A 17,580-nucleotide genomic window follows, 5' to 3' on the forward strand; every position below is an offset into this window, starting at 1 on the left:
ATGAAAATCGGTTTCGATAACGACAAGTATCTCAAGATACAGTCTGAGCATATCAAGGAGCGCATCGCTCAGTTCGATGGCAAGCTTTATATGGAGTTGGGTGGCAAACTGTTCGACGACCACCATGCATCGCGTGTACTGCCAGGTTTCAAGCCTGACTCAAAACTCCGCATGCTGGGGCAGTTGCGCGACAGCATCGAGATTGTCATCGTGGTTAGCGCTGAGGACATCGAGAAAAACAAGGTACGTGCCGACCTCGGCATCACCTATGACGAAGATGTACTGCGCCTGCGCGACGAATTCATGAGTCGTAACTTCATGGTAGGTAGCGTAGTGATTACTCACTACAACGGTCAGCATGCCGCCGACCAGTTCCGTCATCGTCTGGAGCGTGAGGGTATCAAATCATATATCCACTACCCCATCGACGGCTATCCCCACAACGTGGAGCTGATTGCCAGTGACGAGGGCTTTGGTAAGAACGATTACGTAGAGACTTCACGTCCACTCGTTATCGTAACAGCTCCTGGTCCTGGTAGCGGTAAAATGGCTACCTGCCTGAGTCAGCTTTACAACGAGAACAAGCGTGGCATCCGCGCTGGATATGCCAAGTTCGAGACCTTCCCCGTATGGAACCTGCCCTTGAAGCATCCTGTAAACATCGCCTACGAGGCCGCTACTGCCGACCTGAACGATGTGAACATGATTGACCCCTTCCATCTGGAGGCTTACAACAAGACTGCCGTAAATTACAATCGCGACATCGAAATCTTCCCCGTGCTCAATGCACTCTTCGAAGGAATCTATGGTGAGAACCCTTACAAGTCACCCACGGACATGGGTGTGAACATGATTGGTTTCTGCATCAGCGACGACGAGATTTGCTGCAAGGCTTCGAAGGATGAAATTATCCGCAGATTCTACGATGCCACTAACAAGATGGCCGACGGCGCTGATAACGAGAGCGAGGTAAACAAGATCCGTATGCTCTTTAATCAGGCTAAGATTACCACCGCTTTCCGTCCGGTTACCACAGCTGCCTACGAGAAGAAGATCGAGACAGGTCTGCAGGCTGCTGCCATCGAGCTTGAGGATGGTACCATCATCACCGCCAAATCGTCACCACTGTTAGGTTGCAGTGCCGCTCTGCTTATCAATGCCATGAAACACCTGGCAGAGATTAATCACGAGGAGAAGCTGATTCCACAGAGCTTGATTGAGCCCGTACAGAAGACCAAGATTGAATACTTAGGTGGTAAGAATCCTCGCTTGCATACCGACGAGGTACTGGTAGCCCTGAGTGTACTCTCTAACGACGACGAGAAATGTCGCAAAGCCTTAGAGCAGTTACCAAAACTGCGCGGCTGTCAGGTACACACCACCGTCATGCTGAGTGAGGTTGACCGCAAGATCTTCAAGAAGCTCGGCTGCGGACTCACCTGCGATCCGGTGAAGAAAAAGTAATATATGACAGAGGTTATCCGTCATCGACTAAACGACTCGCCTTTTGCGAGATGGACAGTGCTCATCATCGTGGCAACAGCCATGATGATGGGCTATTTCGTTAATGACGTGATGTCGCCACTCGAAGCTATTCTCGAACTGCCCAAGAGTCAAGGAGGCTTAGGCTGGACACCATCCGACTATGGTTTCTTCTCAGGCGCAGGCAGCTTCATCAATGTATTCTTGCTGATGCTCTTCTTCTCAGGATTGATTCTCGACAAGATGGGCATCCGTTTTACAGGCACCTTAGCCTGCTCACTGATGGTGATTGGTACACTACTGAAGTTATACGGTGTCACCAATGATTTCGGTACAACCGAGATTGTTGTCTTCGGCTTCCAATTACCCATGTCGGTAGCTGTTGCATCTCTTGGCTTTGCTGTGTTCGGTGTTGGCTACGAGATGACAGGTATCACCGTCTCTAAAGCGATGGTACGCTGGTTCACCGGTCATGAGTTAGCCTTAGCCATGGGCATCCAGTTAGCTATGGCCCGATTAGGAACAGCCGCTGCACTGAGTATCTCGGCCCCAATAGCCCGTCATTATACGCTATCCACACCGCTGTTAGTAGCTGTAGCCTTCCTCGTGATTGGACTGTTGGCATTCTTAGTATTCTGTGTGATGGACCGCAAGTTGGATGTATCAGTACCAACAGATACATCGAACTCCGAAGAATTCCGCTTTGCAGATATCGGTATCACTCTGCGCAATCCAGGTTTCTGGCTGATAACACTTTTCTGCGTGCTATTCTACTCGGCTGTATCGCCCTTCCTCAAGTTCTCTACCAAGCTGATGGTCATGAAGTATGGTGTCGATCCTGATATCGCAGGGTTCTTCTCATCGATAGCACCCTTTGGTACCATTCTTATGACACCATTATTCGGACTGATTTACGACCGTTACGGCAAGGGTGTCACACTGGTCATTACCGGTGCGCTCATGCTGACAGCTGTACACTTCGGATTCTCACTGCCAATGCATAGCAGCACCATCGCCATTGCTCTGATGGTGACTCTCAGTATCGGCTATTCGTTAGCACCAGCAGCCTTATGGCCCTGTGTACCCAAGATTATCCCCTTAAAATGCTTAGGCACTGCCTACTCGATGATATTCTTCATCCAGAACTTCGGACGCGCCATTATACCCATGTTTGTAGGTAGCGCCAACGAGACCGATCCAACTTACACCACATCCATGCTCATCTTCGGCTTCACTGCTCTGGGTGCAGCCATCACAGCCATAGGCATACTGCTTATCGACAAGCATAAGCACTATGGTCTACAACTACCAAATATCAAAAAGTAAATCGTACTATCAGCGGCAGATGGTCACTATAGCCTGAGTGATAACGCATACCTACATACGTTCGCTTGGGGCGATAGCCACCATAGCGCGGTTCCTCTTCCAACAGGAAGAGCGGTGTATGAATCATTGTTGTATCCACCCGACTGGATAAAGCTGTGGTTGCCAATATATGGTCGATGCTCTCCCACTCCCCTTGATAGCGATAGGTGCCTTTCACACCATGTTCGCCTCGCGCTTCCTTCGTCAGGTTCATCAGTCCGTGTTGTGCATACAATCTCATACTCGGACTATCAGCACCATCATTAAAGTCGCCAGCTATCAGTATCTTTGCTTCAGGCGACAGTACACGAATCGAATCAACCGATTGACACACCCTGTCGGCCACTGCCATACGGAAAGGACGACTGTACTTTTCTCCGCCAAACCTACTGGGCTGATGCACCACAAAGACATGGAGCGTATCGCCCGATACCGTCTCACCACACACATACAAGACATCACGTGTTGGGCGCATGCCAACTACAGGCTGTACCCTGATGGCATTGTGACGGATTGGTGCAAACGTAAAAGGTGAATACAATAGCGCCACATCGATACCACGCTGATCGGGCGAAGAAGTCATCAGGTATTCATAGCCTGCATTCCGAAGCAACGAACGTTTTGTCAGATCATGCAGTACCGAGTCGTTCTCCACTTCACAGAGCGCTATCAAGTCAGGTATATGTTCATCCGAACAGGAAACCAGTTCCTGAGCAATATTGTTCAGTTTATGCCAATAGCGGTAGGAATTCCAATGACGTGTTGCTTCCGGCAAGTATTCTGTATCCTGTTTACCGTCATCATGCGTATAGTCGAACAGATTTTCGCAGTTCAGTTCGACCAATGTAAAGAATCCCGATAACAGCAGACTAAGAATCATTTCCGTTTAATCTTCCACCCGAGTGCCGCTACGGCGATACTCGTGATAGGCGACAGAATATTAAAGAAGCAATACGGCAGATAGGTGAGCGTAGCCACACCAAGCACCGTACTCTGCGTCAATCCGCATGTGTTCCAAGGCACCAGTACCGAAGTGACCGTAGCACCGTCCTCGCAACTGCGACTCAACAAACGGGCTTCGTAGCCACGGTTCTTATACACATCCTTGAACATCGAACTGGCTAACATAATCGATAGATACTGATCGGCCATCGCAATATTACAAAACAGCGATGTACCAACAGTCGATGCTACCATCGATGCCGTACCACGTACCCAGTGTAAAACTACCTTCATCAGATCCTGCAGCTGTCCGGTAGCCGTCAGAGCACCGCCGAAGGTCTGTGCACAGATAATCAACCAGATGGTAGGCATCATACCGCCCATACCGCTGGTCTGAACCAGGTCGTTCAGCATGGGCACGCCCGTTTCGATGTTCGTGCTGCCATAGCACACCTGCATCATACCTTTATACGATGACAAGAAGCCATCATGACCAGATATCTGACGAATCAGTTCCGGCTGCACCAGCAATCCTACGACCGCCGCCAATAGTATAGCCAAGAACAGAACCACCATCGAAGGCCAGCGCCGCGCAATCATCACACCCGTCAACACCGGCACAATCAACAGCCACGGCGAGATCACGAACGTATGCTGCAGACCATCCATAAACTCCTGCACGTTGCCGTGTCCTGATACATTCATCATCAGTCCGGCCACTAAGAAAATAGACAGCGAAATGATAAAGCTGGGCACCGTTGTGTAAAGCATGTAGCGGATATGCGTAAACAGCGGCGTCCCCGACACACTCGAAGCCAAAACTGTTGTATCACTCAATGGCGACAACTTATCGCCAAAGTAAGCACCGGTGATAATTGAACCGGCTATCCAGCCATCGTCGAACCCATGTGCCTTGCCTATACCCATTAGCGCGACACCAATGGTAGCTACGGTTGTCCACGACGAACCAATCATCAGACTCACCAAGGCACACAGCACACTGCTACTCACTAAGAATACCTCGGGGCGGATAATCTGCATGCCGTAGTAAATCATCGTCGGCACAATGCCCGACACCATCCAGGTACCACCAATGGCACCTATCAACAAAAGGATAATGATAGCCGGTGTACAACTGGCTATCTTATCCGTTATCTCTTTTTCCAGATTCTCCCACTCCAGTCGCTTCGAGAAGTGACCAATTACCACACTCACAGCCGATGCAGCCAACAGCGACACCTGACTGGCACCATCCAATGTTGCGTTACCGAATACGGCAACGCAACATGTGATGAGTACAATCAGTACTATAAATGGGATGAATGAAATCATTTAGCAAACCTTTTCGAGACGCTTCATCATGGCGAACATAAACAGGGCAGCAACCACACATACGGCGATGAACACGCCCCAAACCACTGTCAGGTTGATGTCGCCCCACAGGTAACCACCTACACCCACCAGCTTATTACCGATGGCGGTAGATACAAACCATCCACCCATCATCAGTCCCTTCAACTTTGGAGGAGCCACCTTCGATACAAACGAGATACCCATTGGGCTGAGCAGCAACTCACCGAATGTCAAGATCAGGTATGTACCTATCAGCCAGTAAGGCGATACGAATGTAGCAGCATCGCCTGCAGCCTTCTGCTCGTTTGGAGTCATCAGTCCCTGCGAAGCCAGCATCATCACGATGAATGCCGATGCAGCAACCAACATACCGTAGGCAATCTTACGTGGAGGTGTTGGCTCCTTACCCTTGCTAGCCAGACTGCTGAAGATAGCCATCGATACTGGTGTAAGTGCAACTACATAGAATGGGTTGAACTGCTGGAAGATAGGAGCCGAAATAGCGACCTCGCCAGTAGCCTGAGTGTACTTATAGCCCAGTATGCCGAGTGCTACCAGGATGATAGCAGCCGAGATGCCTTTACCCTTTGGAGTCTTGCTCTGGAAGAGTGAGAAACCAGCATACACGATGAAGATGATCATCACCAGGTTGATAACATCGAAAGGCATAGTGTCAGCACCGGTAGCCGACTTAGCTGTGAACTCGTCAGCAAAGTATGTCAGCGACAGACCGTTCTGGTGGAAAGCCATCCAGAAGAAGATAACCACAGCGAAAACCAGACACAGAGCAACTACGCGCTGTGCTGTCTCCTCCTTGGTCAGTTCTGGCTCGTTGCTGGCAGCCTGAGTCTTGTCGGCCTTGCCATTGCCACCCTCAACATGGCGGAATGTGCCACGGAAGATGTAGTAGATAGCAATAGAGAGGATGAGCGATGCACATGCGATAGCAAAAGCAAAGTGATAGCTATCGTTAACGCTGGTACCCAGATTCTGCTGCGACCACTCCATGATACGTACAGCAGCCGTAGGAGCAAAAAGGGCACCGATGTTAATGGCCATGTAGAACAGTGAGAAACCGGCATCGCGCTTGTTGGCATACTTTGGATCGTTATACAGGTCGCCTACCATTACCTGCAGGTTACCCTTGAAGAGCCCGGTACCGAAACCTATCAGCACCAACGCAGCCAGCATCACTACCAGAGCGAATGTGTCGCCACCCAGGGGAATAGACAGTAGCAGATAACCAGCAAACATAATCAGGATACCGATGGTAACCATTTTGCCAAAACCGAACTTATCGGCCAGCCATCCACCTACGATAGGCAGGAAATAAACCAGCATCAGGAAGTCGCTGTAGATTTCGCCTGCCCAACCGGCGTCCAAACCATAGTTAGCTCTCAAAAACAATGCAAATACGGCGAGCATGGTGTAATAACCGAAGCGCTCACCAGTGTTGGCCAGGGCCAACGCAAATAAACCTTTGGGTTGATTTTCGAACATAAATTAATTATTTTATTTGATTTTAGAATTCTTTGTTCTTATCACATCGAAGAGATAGGTACACTTGATAACAATATTACCGAAGTTGGAACGTGAGAAATAGTCACGTTTAGTATTACCATAAATATTACCCAGACCATAATAGTAACGGCCCTCTATCATGAAATGACCGAAATGACGGTTGCTGAACTCCAGACCAGCACCGACAGCAATGCCATAGTCGAACTTATTCTCAACAGCCATCGTATCCTGTGCCACTACCTGCGATGATCGCAGACTACCATACTGATACTCCTTACTCTCAGGATTAAAGGCATCCTCACGCACATCAAAGTTGGTCGTGGTCTTCTCGTTCAGGAAAAATCCGATCTGCGGTCCTAAATGAATGAACGCTTGTAGACCATTACGCTCACGTCCCCAACCCAGTCGGGCTAACAAGGGTATCTGCACGTAGGTCATCGAACGCTGATAAGCCAGATTCTGAGTAGGATCGGTATGCAATGGAACAGGCTGATCCTGCTTGTCCAATATCTTCTCCTTCCAACCTATCTGTGCAAAGTTCAACTCTGCCGTAACGGCACAGATGCTACTAAAATATTTCTCACACGTATAACGCGCTGTCAGACCGCCGGTGATACCGCCTAACTGTGATTGTGGCACCTTGGTTACAAATGCCACATTACTCATCACGTATCCGCCGTTTACACCAACGGCCAGATCATTACGGTAATCACCTACCTGCGCAGAAGCTGTGAATAGTGAACAGTAAATAGTGAATAGCATCACTATAATCACCCGCACATACTTCGCATTCAAAATATATCTCATCATTATTTCAGTCAACACTATTCACTAAAACTTGATTGTTTCAACCCTATTGTCGGGTGTGTAGTGAACAAACAATTGTGTATTATTTCTCAGACCGCCACTGCCATAGCGCTCAAACTGCAAAGGTGTCTGTACATAGTCAGGATGACTCTTGGCACCCAAAAACTTCCTACCCTCACGATGCATACCGGTCAGGAAATAGTAAGCATGATCGAAACCGGTAATAGCCAATCGTGGCAAGCGATTCTGCATGTCGGTATGGAAATTCCAACGGAACTTCTGCTGCAAACGCTTGGTCGATGCCGACAAAGGATTGTAGTAGAACACCGAAGGGATATATGTATTAAACTTGTAGAAATTCTCCAAATGTGTACGGGTATACATGAGCCAGTCGGTATAACCGAACATATTGATCACCAGATCGGGATCGGTTACCTTCAGACCATTAAGTTTCGAGAAGGCGATACCCAATTCGGGCGAGCGCCCAGTATTCAGCACCACCACATTGGGTTTGGTCCGACTGAAAGCCTTCGAGAAATCGCTCTCGCCCGACTTGAGGTTTGTAATCGAGCATGTCATCTTTTCCTGCTCCAACTGTCGGCGCAATGCAGTCGTAAAACTCCCCTTCTGACTGGTCGAATCATTACAATCAATGATCACCGTGTGGTAATTCTTAAAGCCACGAACAAAGTGAGAAATCGTTGACGCGTTCTGCGTCACATGACTTTGATAAACCTGGAAAATATATTGGTTATCAGCCAGTTGTGGCGCATTAATCGAGAAAGGAATTAATAGTTTAATCTTATGTTTAGCCACAAAAGCCGACATCGCATCCATCTGTTTCGAATAGAGCGGACCGATAATCAGGTCACACTTAGCAGCAGCCTCGTCATGCAGTATCTGATGGATATCGCCATCCTCAGCAGCATTCCAGGCATGCACATCAACCGAGATGCCACGCTGCTTCAAGCTGTCGCATGCCATCAACACGCCACGATAGTATTCCACCATACGTTTGCCGTCGCCATTCACATTGTGCAGCGGCAGTATCACACCCAGTCGGATGGCACGCTTACGGATATCATCTGTCTCATCGGGATCGGCATCCTTCACCACAGCCGTTGCCACCTGCTGCTTTGGAAAAGGGATGCGTAGCACCGTGCCTTTCTTCAGATTGAAATCAGGCTCCTTCATCTCGGGGTTAGCCTCCATCAGCTGGTCGATGGTGATCTCATACATACGCGATATGCCGAAGATAGTCTCCTTTTTCTTCACTTTATGCAGTCCGCGTATCTGTTCACCCTCTTGAGCCGAGGCCACACCAACTGCTATCCAGAAGGCGGAAAAGAACAAAAAATATCTTAAAACTCGCGTCATAAATTCAAATTTTAGTCATTTCGCGTACAAAAGTACAAAATAATTGTGAATTGGGGTAGAATATTTATGAATTATTTAGTAACTTTGCACTTTAAACAAGTAAAAAATGAGATTTCAGCAGATAATCTTCACCGTTTGGGCCATGTTTGCCTCGCTTTTGGCCTGCGCACAGACCGACACAAGCGCCACCGACTCGACAGCCACCACAGGCTCCGAGAGCAAGCTTATCATGCCTAATGCATTCTCGCCCAACAATGACAGTCATAACGACATCTACCAACCCAAGGAGTACAAGAACCTGGTAGAGTTCCACGCCTATATATTTAATAGGTGGGGACAGAAACTCTACGAGTGGAGCGACCCCTCTACAGGTTGGGACGGCACCTATAAGGGGCATGCTGTCAAAGAAGGTGTTTACTATGTACTGGTGAAGGCTCGCGGTGCTGATGATGTGGTGTATAACATCCGCAAGGACGTGAATCTGCTGAGAGGGTATTTTTCAAGTGAATAGTTGATGAAAAGAGAAGACGATAAGATAAACGTGTACGGCGCACGCGTACACAACCTGAAGAATATTGATGTAGAGATTCCCCGCAACTCCCTGACCGTGATTACCGGTCTGAGTGGTAGCGGCAAGTCATCGTTGGCGTTCGACACAATCTTTGCCGAAGGCCAGCGCCGTTATATCGAGACGTTCTCCGCTTATGCACGAAATTTTCTCGGAGGTATGGAACGCCCCGATGTTGATAAAATTACTGGTCTGTCACCGGTTATCAGCATCGAGCAGAAAACCACCAACAAGAACCCACGTTCTACAGTGGGAACCACTACCGAGATATACGACTACCTACGCCTGCTCTTTGCGCGTGCAGGTCGTGCTTACAGCTTTGCCACTGGCGAAGAGATGGTGCGCTATACAGAAGAGCATGTGCTCGACATGATCACCCACGATTATGCCGGTCATAAGATTTATATCCTGGCACCTGTTGTACGCAGTCGCAAGGGTCACTACCGTGAACTGTTCGAGAGCATGCGCCGCAAAGGCTACCTGCATATCCGTGTAGATGGCGAATTGAAAGAGATTACCCAAGGCATGAAGGTGGACCGTTACAAGAATCACGACATCGAAGTTGTGATTGACCGCATGAAAGTGGCTGAGACACCAGATATTGAACGCCTGCAGAAGACTATTTCACTCGCCATGAAACAAGGCGACGGGCTGATTATGATCCTCGATCAGGACACTGGCGAACTGAAGCATTTCTCTAAACGTCTGATGTGTCCCACGACAGGTATCAGCTATAGCGACCCTGCGCCCAACAACTTCTCATTCAATTCACCTCAAGGCGCCTGTCCTCACTGTAAGGGCTTAGGTGTCATCAACGAGATCGACCTTGACAAGGTCATCCCCAACAAAAATGCCACTATCCGTGAAGGCGGTATCGTACCCTTAGGCAAATACAAGAATCAGATGATCTTCTGGCAGATTGAGGCCATCCTGAAGAAATACGAGTGCGACCTCAATACGCCTATCAACGATATCCCTGACGATGCCATGACAGAAGTGCTTTACGGCTCGCTCGAAGATGTGCGCATCAGCAAGGAACTCATACACACCACGAGCGACTACTTCGTATCGTTCGACGGCATCATCAAATACCTGCGTACGGTAATGGAGAGTGATGACTCGAGTGCCGGGCAGAAGTGGGCCGACCAGTTTCTGGCCGAATGCGCCTGCCCAGAATGCCATGGCCAGCGTCTGAACCGTGAGGCCCTCTCTTATACAGTGGGGGGACGTAACATTGCTGAATGGGCCACGATGGACCTGAAGGACCTGCGTCAATGGATTGATGAACTGGAAGGCAGTGACAAACTCACCTCCCAGGAGCACAAGATTGCCAAGGAAATCCTGAAGGAGATCAAAACCCGACTCGATTTCCTACTTGAGGTGGGGCTTGACTACCTGTCGCTCAACCGCCAGTCGGCTTCGCTCTCAGGCGGTGAGAGCCAGCGCATTCGTCTGGCTACCCAGATTGGTTCACAACTCGTCAATGTGCTCTATATCCTCGACGAGCCCAGTATCGGTCTGCATCAGCGCGACAACGAACGACTCATCAGTTCACTCAAGGAACTACGCGACATCGGCAATACTGTAATCGTTGTTGAGCATGACGAGGATATGATGCGCAGTGCCGACTATGTGGTAGATATCGGTCCACGAGCTGGTCGCAAAGGCGGTGAAGTGGTATTCCAGGGCACACCTGCCGAACTGTTGAAGACCAACACGCTCACAGCACAGTATCTGAATGGCTCACTCACCATTCCCTGCGGCGAACGTCGTAAAGGTTCTGGCCAAAGCCTCGTACTGAAAGGCTGCACTGGCAATAACCTCAAGCATATTGATGCCGAGTTTCCTCTCGGCAAATTGATTGTAGTGACAGGCGTCAGTGGTTCCGGCAAATCAACACTCATCAACGAGACGCTGCAACCCATCCTGTCGCAGCACTTCTACCGCTCACTGAAGCGCCCCATGCCTTACGACAGTATCGAGGGACTTGACTTGATTGACAAGGTGGTTAGTGTCGACCAAAGCCCTATTGGTCGCACGCCGCGTTCTAACCCCGCCACCTATACTGGCGTGTTCAGCGATATCCGTTCGTTGTTTGTAAACCTGCCCGAAGCCAAGATTCGTGGTTACAAACCCGGCCGCTTCTCATTCAATGTGAAAGGCGGTCGCTGTGAAACGTGTGGTGGCAACGGCTATAAAACCATCGAAATGAATTTCCTGCCCGACATCCAGGTTCCCTGCGAGGACTGTCATGGCAAACGCTATAACCGCGAGACACTCGAAGTGCGCTACAAAGGCAAGTCGATAGCCGACGTACTCGATATGACCATCAATCAGGCAGTAGAATTCTTCGAGAACGTGCCCGACATCCTGCGCAAGATCAAGAGTATACAGGATGTGGGCTTAGGCTATATCAAACTGGGCCAGCCCTCCACGACCCTTTCCGGTGGTGAAAGCCAGCGCATTAAATTAGCCACCGAGCTCTCTAAACGTGATACCGGCAAGACCATGTATATCCTCGATGAGCCCACCACAGGTCTGCATTTCGAGGATATCCGTATCCTGATGCAGGTACTGCAGCAGTTGGTTGATCGTGGCAATACCGTGATTATTATCGAACACAACCTCGACGTCATCAAACAGGCCGACTGGATTATCGATATCGGTCCAGATGGTGGTCGTGGAGGTGGAGAGATACTCTGTGCAGGCACCCCTGAAGAGGTAGCAAATAATAAGCGGGGCTACACACCCCGCTTCATTAAACAAGCACTCAAAAAATAAGCGAATTTAGTTCAACAGATTGCCCAGTCCGCCAAGGATATCCTTCTTGGCACGGCTGCGTACAGTGATCTTCTGCTGGTTTTCGAAAGCCGACTTGATGGCAGGACCACCACTCTTGGTAGAGCAGCGCGACATCGTGCCGCTTACCACTTCGATAACCTTGATCTCACCGATCTTGCGATCTACATTCTCGCCAGCAACCTGAATCTGTCCGAACACCTCGAAAATCTGTCCGTTCTCAACACCCATATTGCTACCGATGTTGATATAGCAGGTTTTCACACCCTTCTTGGCGTCAACCTCGTCGAGTGCTTTAACAGTAGCCTCAACCTTGAAGTTATTCTGCACGAAACGCTCCATACGACCTTTAGCGCCATTGGCTGCTGCCGTGATAGCCTCAGTCTCCGAATCACCGGTACTGCTATTGGTATAAGTCTCCGAGATGGCTGTCACACCAGTCTCTGTATTAATCAGCGTGAGCGTATAGTTCACATTACCCTCATAGTAATAAGTAGTCTTGCCACTAACGGTCGACGACTTGTGAGCACTGCTCACTGAATTCAGGATGCCTTCAACCAACCAGCCGATACCATTATCACCCAGATATACCAACAGGTCGTTCTTCACTGTGGGCAGATCAGTCATCGTGCCAGCATCTACCACGTTAAGGCGGTTTGTACCAACCAGTCCCGATACAACCGACTGCTGTACGGCATTAGCAACAGCATCCTTGCCTGAGCTCTTATTGGTAAACTGTTGTACCAGTACGGCAGGCTTGTCATCTTGGGCCATAGCGCCCATTGCACTCAGCAGCATTGCTGCCATCACAAATAGCTTTTTCATCATAGGTAAATATTTATAATTTTGAAGATTAAATTATTCCTCATTAGTTGTTGTCGTTCTCCTCTTCAGGAACGACTTCTGTGCAGGTCTCTGCTGTGCTGGTGTAGCCTGCTGTGCTCCCTGCTGAGCAGCCGGTGTCTGTGTAGTTGGTACAAACTTGGGCATGTTCTCAAACTTCTTGGCAGCCTTGTCGGCCATCATCCACTTACGCCAGTCGGTAGAGCCAACAGGCGCTGTCACAGTGGGAGTCTGACTCTTGTCGTTGGTTACAATCGATGTCTCCGACACCTTCTCGGTCACATAGTCACTCAGATCGCCTAACGATACGGCGCCACCGCTCTTTTGAAGTTTGTCAAGCAGGAAGTAGGTAAACAATCCGTGTTCTTTCGATTTGAGCGGATAGGCAGTCTCGTTGCCCTGTGCAGCCGAGAATACCACCATGTTACCCGTCACTGGAGCGCTTTTGGCCTTGATAGCCACGCCACGTGCAGCCTTCATCATGTCGCCCTCACGCTTCGAACCGCTAAAGCAGGCATCCAGAAACACCAGAGTCTGCTTGGCGGGCATCGCCCCTAAGCGTTTGTAGAGAACCTCGGTAGATAGACCGCTTGAAGGTTCGGTGCTATAGCCATCTACCGGCAGCAGATAAGCTTTCTTACTGTCCTCGTCGGGCATGCCGTGTCCACTATAGTACACGATGGCACGCGCCTGCTGTTTCTTCACGTTGATAATCTTCTCCAACCATGCCAGGTTGTAGTTCATATCATTGAGCGAGGCATCAGCCACATACTTGATATTCTGCTCGGGCACGCCAAGCGTCTTTATCAGATAGCGCTTAAAGATAGCGCCATCGTTCAGAGCGAAAGGCACAGCGGCCTCGTGCTTATAATGCTCATTCGAAATAATTACGGCAAAGGTATTAGGATCCTCAACCTCGTTTACTGCCACATAGGTATCCACATCCTTCTGGGCCCATCCCATCTGGATAAATACCGTAAACGCCATTGTCAAAAATATCAATCGCTTCATACATTTATAGTTTTTACAGTTTTGTTATGCTATCGTCTGCAAATATAAGCACTTTTTTGATAACTTCCAAATAAAACTCTTAAAAAAACGGAAATAGCTCTATTCCAAGTGAATTAACCTGATGCATTTAGCTCAATTGAACGTCCTCTATTATGATCGCAATGAGCCTGAAAATGTCCCATAAATCATATAATATGTTCTGAAAGTGTCATTTATGATGGCTAATCTATTATTTTTTAATTTCTACATCTGTGTTTCGGCATTGCTGCTGGCAGGTGCTCCCCCCATGCAGGCACAGACAAAAGCTAAAGCCAAAAGTACAACACAAACTAAGGCCAAAAGCCAGACATAAACCAAAATCAGCACCACTAAGAGCAGTACTGCAAAAGTTAGTTCCTCTAAGATTCTCTATGTAGAGCCCGAGGATCGTAACTACGCCCAGAACCTGGGCGGGCACATGTTCTGGGACTACACAGCCAGAGAAGGTAATGGCCTGCGAACCGACTTTAAATTGAGTAAGGAAGAGGAGAAAGCGCTGATAGCCAAGTATTCGTATAGCACATTCGACGAGGCCTACAAGAATCTGCCCGTACTGCCCGACCCATCAGAGGTTGATACACGTGAGAAAATGACCCGCTATACCACCAGTGTAGTAGGACCGCTTTGCAGCGGCGTCGAGAATATGAATACCGACATTGTGCTTTATAACGAGGCGGCCGATTACGACCGAGGCTCGTGGCTGCTTGAGAATCGGCCCGCTATTCAGCAAGAGGTTGCTTAACCCAGCTCTTCGGCTATTACTATTACCTGATGGATCTCTCCGACATCCCCCTCGTCCGTACACCTAAAACGCAGGAAGGTGCCAAGAAGTTCAAACTCGAAGACTCACCTTGGAAACTGTCGTACCCTTACAACTTAAGAAGAGAATAGATTAGTTGAGCGGGATAGAATACAGAGCACGGTTGTTGTGCAGGTAGAGCTTATTGCCGGCGATGCCTACCCTATGGATGGGAATCGTAAGTTTCAGCTCGGGCACACCTTGCAGTGTTACTAACCACACATTCTGCTGGCCACCGGCATAAGAAGATATACACATGCGATCGCCAACCATACAGAGTGGCCAATAGAGTGATGATGCAGGGAAATGCTCTGCTGTACGCAGTTCCTTATCAACCATGAGGATATCACCTTTCTCTGTTATGACAGGAAAGAAGATGCCATCAGAAGCGATTAGCTCAAACATGCCGTGATATTTGTAGTCTGCATATACAGGTTGAGTGATGATACCACTCAACTTACCATATTCTTCCACCTGCCATGGTGAGATGGTTACAGCGGAATCGTTGAGTTCGCGCTTATAAGCCAGTGCGTCGTCGAAGAGCATGAAGGCGCCATCAGGTGTCAGCACAGCATCTTCCACCATATCCTTCTTAATACTCAGCATGTTCATAAACCGGCAGGCGCCTGTACGTTTGTCGAACGAAGCGATAAACGGGCGCCCCATCTTTTTGCGGCGTACACCATCCTGCATGCCAAAGCCCAGATTAAACATATAGAGTGTACTGTCGTTGCTTACAATCTGCGAGAAAGCAGAAGTCTTTGACGGCAGGTCATAGCTCCAGACGGTATTCATCATACTATCGAGACACACCACATGCTGACGGTCGGCAAAGTAATAAAGCGAGTCGTCACGAAGCACATTAGAGTACAAGTGGTTAATAACATTCGAGTCGGTCATACCACTCGGATAATAAGAAAAGTAAGGCACGTAAGTACCGCCCGAAACCATAGCACCCGCCACAGCACCACCAACCATCGCCAGTCCCTGCAGCAAAGAGGCTTTTACATCGGTCACACCAGTCTTGGCATCGTAAGAACTCACCTCGCCTGTAAGAATGTTCAATCGGTTAAGATCATCGGCTACCACCAGCCAATGCACAGAGTCCTCACGAATCACATGATTCCACCCCCAATTCTTTACATGAGGTATGTTTACGGTCCATAACTTCTGACCCGAGGTGATGTCGTAGGCACTCAGTTTACCCGAGAGGCGACCTGCATAGCCTAACACGATGTGAGTAGAGTCATCGACCTGTGCAAGATAGAATTTTGACTGCCAGATCACCTCGCCGGTATGAGGGTTGAGCATGGTCACCTTGTTATTGTTCTTAACTGTGAGTATACCTCCCTTTGTACAATAGACCGTCGAATTACTAAAGTCGAACGGCTGGGTCCACAACAACTTCGACTCCTTCAGGCTATAGGCACCTATATCTCCCTTGGACTTTATCCATTTACCATCTTTGGTAAGATCACGGAATTTCAGCAGCATATAATCCTGCGATGGGGTTATAACGATGTCGTCCAACCGCCGCCCGAACGTCTGGCAGTCGGCTTCAACAACCGTACTATCCAAGGTGAGTCCAACAGGCTCTTTGGTTATGTCATCAGCCTTCGCTGACATACTGGCAACTAATAACAACAATGTGAACAGATAGGTTCGTAACTCAATTTTCATTTTCGAAGTAATTTGAATTGTTAAAAAACTCCGGCAAAAGTACACAATATTTCTCAAACCGCCAAACAATTTCGCGTAATTATTGGGGCGGTTTGAGAAAATGGTTACTTCGTGTCAGATATCCATAGGTTTTCACAAATCGGTATTTATTTCGCAAAGATACAAATAAAATCTGATAAATCAATTTTTTTTTGGTAATTAACATAATGTTTCGGTTTCATGTAGTATCTTTGCAGCGTGAAACATCAAATTATACATATTTATTATTATGCAGTTATCAGTTTATAAAAGAATCCACATCGGCGCAATAGCAACATTTTACCTGATTGCTCTATCACTACGTCTGATTATACTGGCTGTTGGACACAAGTATCCCACACTCGAGGGTAATTATGCGTTTCAGCTTTCCACAGGACTTGGTCCAATCGTTGGAGCACTTATTGCTATGGCCATTTTCAAACGCCAAACAGCCTACACCATCACGGGCAAGTCTATCTGGAAATCTGTTGTAACCATAGCGGTGCCATGCCTTGTGTTTGGCATTATCGGAGGATTGGACATGGCAGTATTATGCTTGTTGGCATTCACCTATGGCTTGTTGGAAGAATACGGATGGCGCGGATTTTTGCAATACGAGCTCAGACATCTCCCCATGTGGCAATACGTTCTGATCATTACAATCATGTGGTTTCTGTGGCATTTGGACTTGCATCAGCGCAACCTACTGCCATTCTTTTTACTTCTGCTTTTCGCTTCATGGGGAATTGGTAAGGTCGCAACAGATACCCATTCGCTACTTTTCTGCTCTGCATTTCACGGCATTGTCAATTTCTCGAAACACGGGTTGCTTTCCAACACCCCATTCCTGATAGCTTTCATTTGCATCATCATTTTCTGGATAGTTCTGTGGTACTTTATCCGTAGATAAATCACCTCCTCCGTCCCCATGACCATTATATCTTGATATAGTTATGCAAGTATTTCTGTTGATTGA

General features: G+C 48.4%; 13 protein-coding genes and 1 pseudogene. 6 read left to right on the forward strand and 8 right to left on the reverse strand.

Annotation, left to right across the window (positions count from 1 at the left end; all coding sequences use genetic code 11):
• On the forward strand, positions 1-1,464 hold the full coding sequence (locus T495_RS0109565; RefSeq protein ID WP_033148505.1) for a DUF1846 domain-containing protein: 1,464 nt from the start codon (positions 1-3) through the stop codon (positions 1,462-1,464).
• Positions 1,465-1,467: 3 nt separating this feature from the next.
• Positions 1,468-2,808 (forward strand): nitrate/nitrite transporter, encoded by a 1,341-nt coding sequence (locus T495_RS0109570; RefSeq protein WP_033148506.1) that lies wholly within the window; start codon positions 1,468-1,470, stop codon positions 2,806-2,808.
• Here T495_RS0109570 and T495_RS0109575 read toward each other — a convergent pair.
• From T495_RS0109575 to T495_RS0109595, 5 genes are read right to left on the reverse strand one after another with little or no spacing between them, the layout of a single operon-like run.
• Complete coding sequence (locus T495_RS0109575; RefSeq protein WP_033148507.1) at positions 2,798-3,727, reverse strand: endonuclease/exonuclease/phosphatase family protein; 930 nt, start codon at positions 3,725-3,727, stop codon at positions 2,798-2,800. The genes T495_RS0109570 and T495_RS0109575 overlap by 11 nt on opposite strands.
• Positions 3,724-5,121 carry a Na+/H+ antiporter NhaC family protein gene (locus T495_RS0109580; RefSeq protein ID WP_033148508.1) on the reverse strand — a complete coding sequence of 466 codons (1,398 nt, stop codon included), beginning with the start codon at positions 5,119-5,121 and terminating at the stop codon, positions 3,724-3,726. The genes T495_RS0109575 and T495_RS0109580 overlap by 4 nt, the downstream gene beginning before the upstream one ends.
• Positions 5,122-6,642 (reverse strand): peptide MFS transporter, encoded by a 1,521-nt coding sequence (locus T495_RS0109585; protein ID WP_033148509.1) that lies wholly within the window; start codon positions 6,640-6,642, stop codon positions 5,122-5,124. It lies immediately after the preceding gene.
• Between the two features lie 12 nt (positions 6,643-6,654).
• Positions 6,655-7,470, reverse strand: coding sequence for a porin family protein (locus T495_RS0109590; protein ID WP_033148660.1), 816 nt, complete (start codon positions 7,468-7,470; stop codon positions 6,655-6,657).
• Positions 7,471-7,494: 24 nt separating this feature from the next.
• Entirely contained in the window at positions 7,495-8,847 is a 1,353-nt protein-coding gene (locus T495_RS0109595) for a LysM peptidoglycan-binding domain-containing protein (RefSeq protein WP_033148510.1), read from the reverse strand.
• Positions 8,848-9,058: 211 nt separating this feature from the next.
• On the opposite strand from T495_RS0109595, the pseudogene T495_RS0109600 reads away from it, so the two are divergent.
• Together T495_RS0109600 and uvrA are read left to right on the forward strand one after the other, a co-directional pair.
• A pseudogene (locus tag T495_RS0109600) lies at positions 9,059-9,358 on the forward strand (gliding motility-associated C-terminal domain-containing protein); the annotation flags it as partial.
• 3 nt (positions 9,359-9,361) lie between these two features.
• Complete coding sequence (uvrA, locus tag T495_RS0109605) at positions 9,362-12,196, forward strand: excinuclease ABC subunit UvrA (protein ID WP_028904015.1); 2,835 nt, start codon at positions 9,362-9,364, stop codon at positions 12,194-12,196.
• 6 nt (positions 12,197-12,202) lie between these two features.
• On the opposite strand, the gene T495_RS0109610 is transcribed toward uvrA, so the two are convergent.
• Both T495_RS0109610 and T495_RS0109615 read right to left on the reverse strand, forming a co-directional pair.
• Positions 12,203-13,042 carry a hypothetical protein gene (locus T495_RS0109610; RefSeq protein WP_028904016.1) on the reverse strand — a complete coding sequence of 280 codons (840 nt, stop codon included), beginning with the start codon at positions 13,040-13,042 and terminating at the stop codon, positions 12,203-12,205.
• Between the two features lie 30 nt (positions 13,043-13,072).
• Positions 13,073-14,068 carry a caspase family protein gene (locus T495_RS0109615; protein WP_081832078.1) on the reverse strand — a complete coding sequence of 332 codons (996 nt, stop codon included), beginning with the start codon at positions 14,066-14,068 and terminating at the stop codon, positions 13,073-13,075.
• 457 nt (positions 14,069-14,525) lie between these two features.
• Here T495_RS0109615 and T495_RS0109620 point away from each other — a divergent pair, with 457 nt between their 5' ends.
• Positions 14,526-14,849: a hypothetical protein gene (locus tag T495_RS0109620; RefSeq protein ID WP_033148511.1), complete on the forward strand. Its 324-nt coding sequence runs from the start codon at positions 14,526-14,528 to the stop codon at positions 14,847-14,849.
• 150 nt (positions 14,850-14,999) lie between these two features.
• Here the strand turns inward: T495_RS0109620 and T495_RS0109625 are convergent, their stop codons facing one another.
• Positions 15,000-16,586, reverse strand: a complete 1,587-nt coding sequence (locus T495_RS0109625; RefSeq protein WP_033148512.1) for a PQQ-binding-like beta-propeller repeat protein — start codon at positions 16,584-16,586, stop codon at positions 15,000-15,002.
• Between the two features lie 268 nt (positions 16,587-16,854).
• Here T495_RS0109625 and T495_RS0109630 point away from each other — a divergent pair, with 268 nt between their 5' ends.
• Entirely contained in the window at positions 16,855-17,514 is a 660-nt protein-coding gene (locus T495_RS0109630) for a type II CAAX prenyl endopeptidase Rce1 family protein (RefSeq protein ID WP_033148513.1), read from the forward strand.
• Positions 17,515-17,580: the final 66 nt, after the last annotated feature.

The organism is Prevotella sp. P6B1 (assembly GCF_000702825.1).
Classification (GTDB): Bacteria; Bacteroidota; Bacteroidia; order Bacteroidales; family Bacteroidaceae; genus Prevotella.

Bases quoted from the DNA above. Each gene is read 5' to 3' on its own strand.
- T495_RS0109615 (WP_081832078.1), bottom strand. From the start codon at position 14,068: ATGAAGCGATTGATATTTTTGACAATGGCGTTTACGGTATTTATCCAG.
- T495_RS0109580 (WP_033148508.1), bottom strand. From the start codon at position 5,121: ATGATTTCATTCATCCCATTTATAGTACTGATTGTACTCATCACATGT.
- T495_RS0109625 (WP_033148512.1), bottom strand. From the start codon at position 16,586: ATGAAAATTGAGTTACGAACCTATCTGTTCACATTGTTGTTATTAGTT.
- T495_RS0109620 (WP_033148511.1), top strand. From the start codon at position 14,526: ATGTTCTGGGACTACACAGCCAGAGAAGGTAATGGCCTGCGAACCGAC.
- T495_RS0109570 (WP_033148506.1), top strand. From the start codon at position 1,468: ATGACAGAGGTTATCCGTCATCGACTAAACGACTCGCCTTTTGCGAGA.
- T495_RS0109630 (WP_033148513.1), top strand. From the start codon at position 16,855: ATGCAGTTATCAGTTTATAAAAGAATCCACATCGGCGCAATAGCAACA.
- T495_RS0109590 (WP_033148660.1), bottom strand. From the start codon at position 7,470: ATGAGATATATTTTGAATGCGAAGTATGTGCGGGTGATTATAGTGATG.
- T495_RS0109575 (WP_033148507.1), bottom strand. From the start codon at position 3,727: ATGATTCTTAGTCTGCTGTTATCGGGATTCTTTACATTGGTCGAACTG.
- T495_RS0109585 (WP_033148509.1), bottom strand. From the start codon at position 6,642: ATGTTCGAAAATCAACCCAAAGGTTTATTTGCGTTGGCCCTGGCCAAC.
- T495_RS0109595 (WP_033148510.1), bottom strand. From the start codon at position 8,847: ATGACGCGAGTTTTAAGATATTTTTTGTTCTTTTCCGCCTTCTGGATA.
- T495_RS0109610 (WP_028904016.1), bottom strand. From the start codon at position 13,042: ATGATGAAAAAGCTATTTGTGATGGCAGCAATGCTGCTGAGTGCAATG.
- T495_RS0109565 (WP_033148505.1), top strand. From the start codon at position 1: ATGAAAATCGGTTTCGATAACGACAAGTATCTCAAGATACAGTCTGAG.
- uvrA (WP_028904015.1), top strand. From the start codon at position 9,362: ATGAAAAGAGAAGACGATAAGATAAACGTGTACGGCGCACGCGTACAC.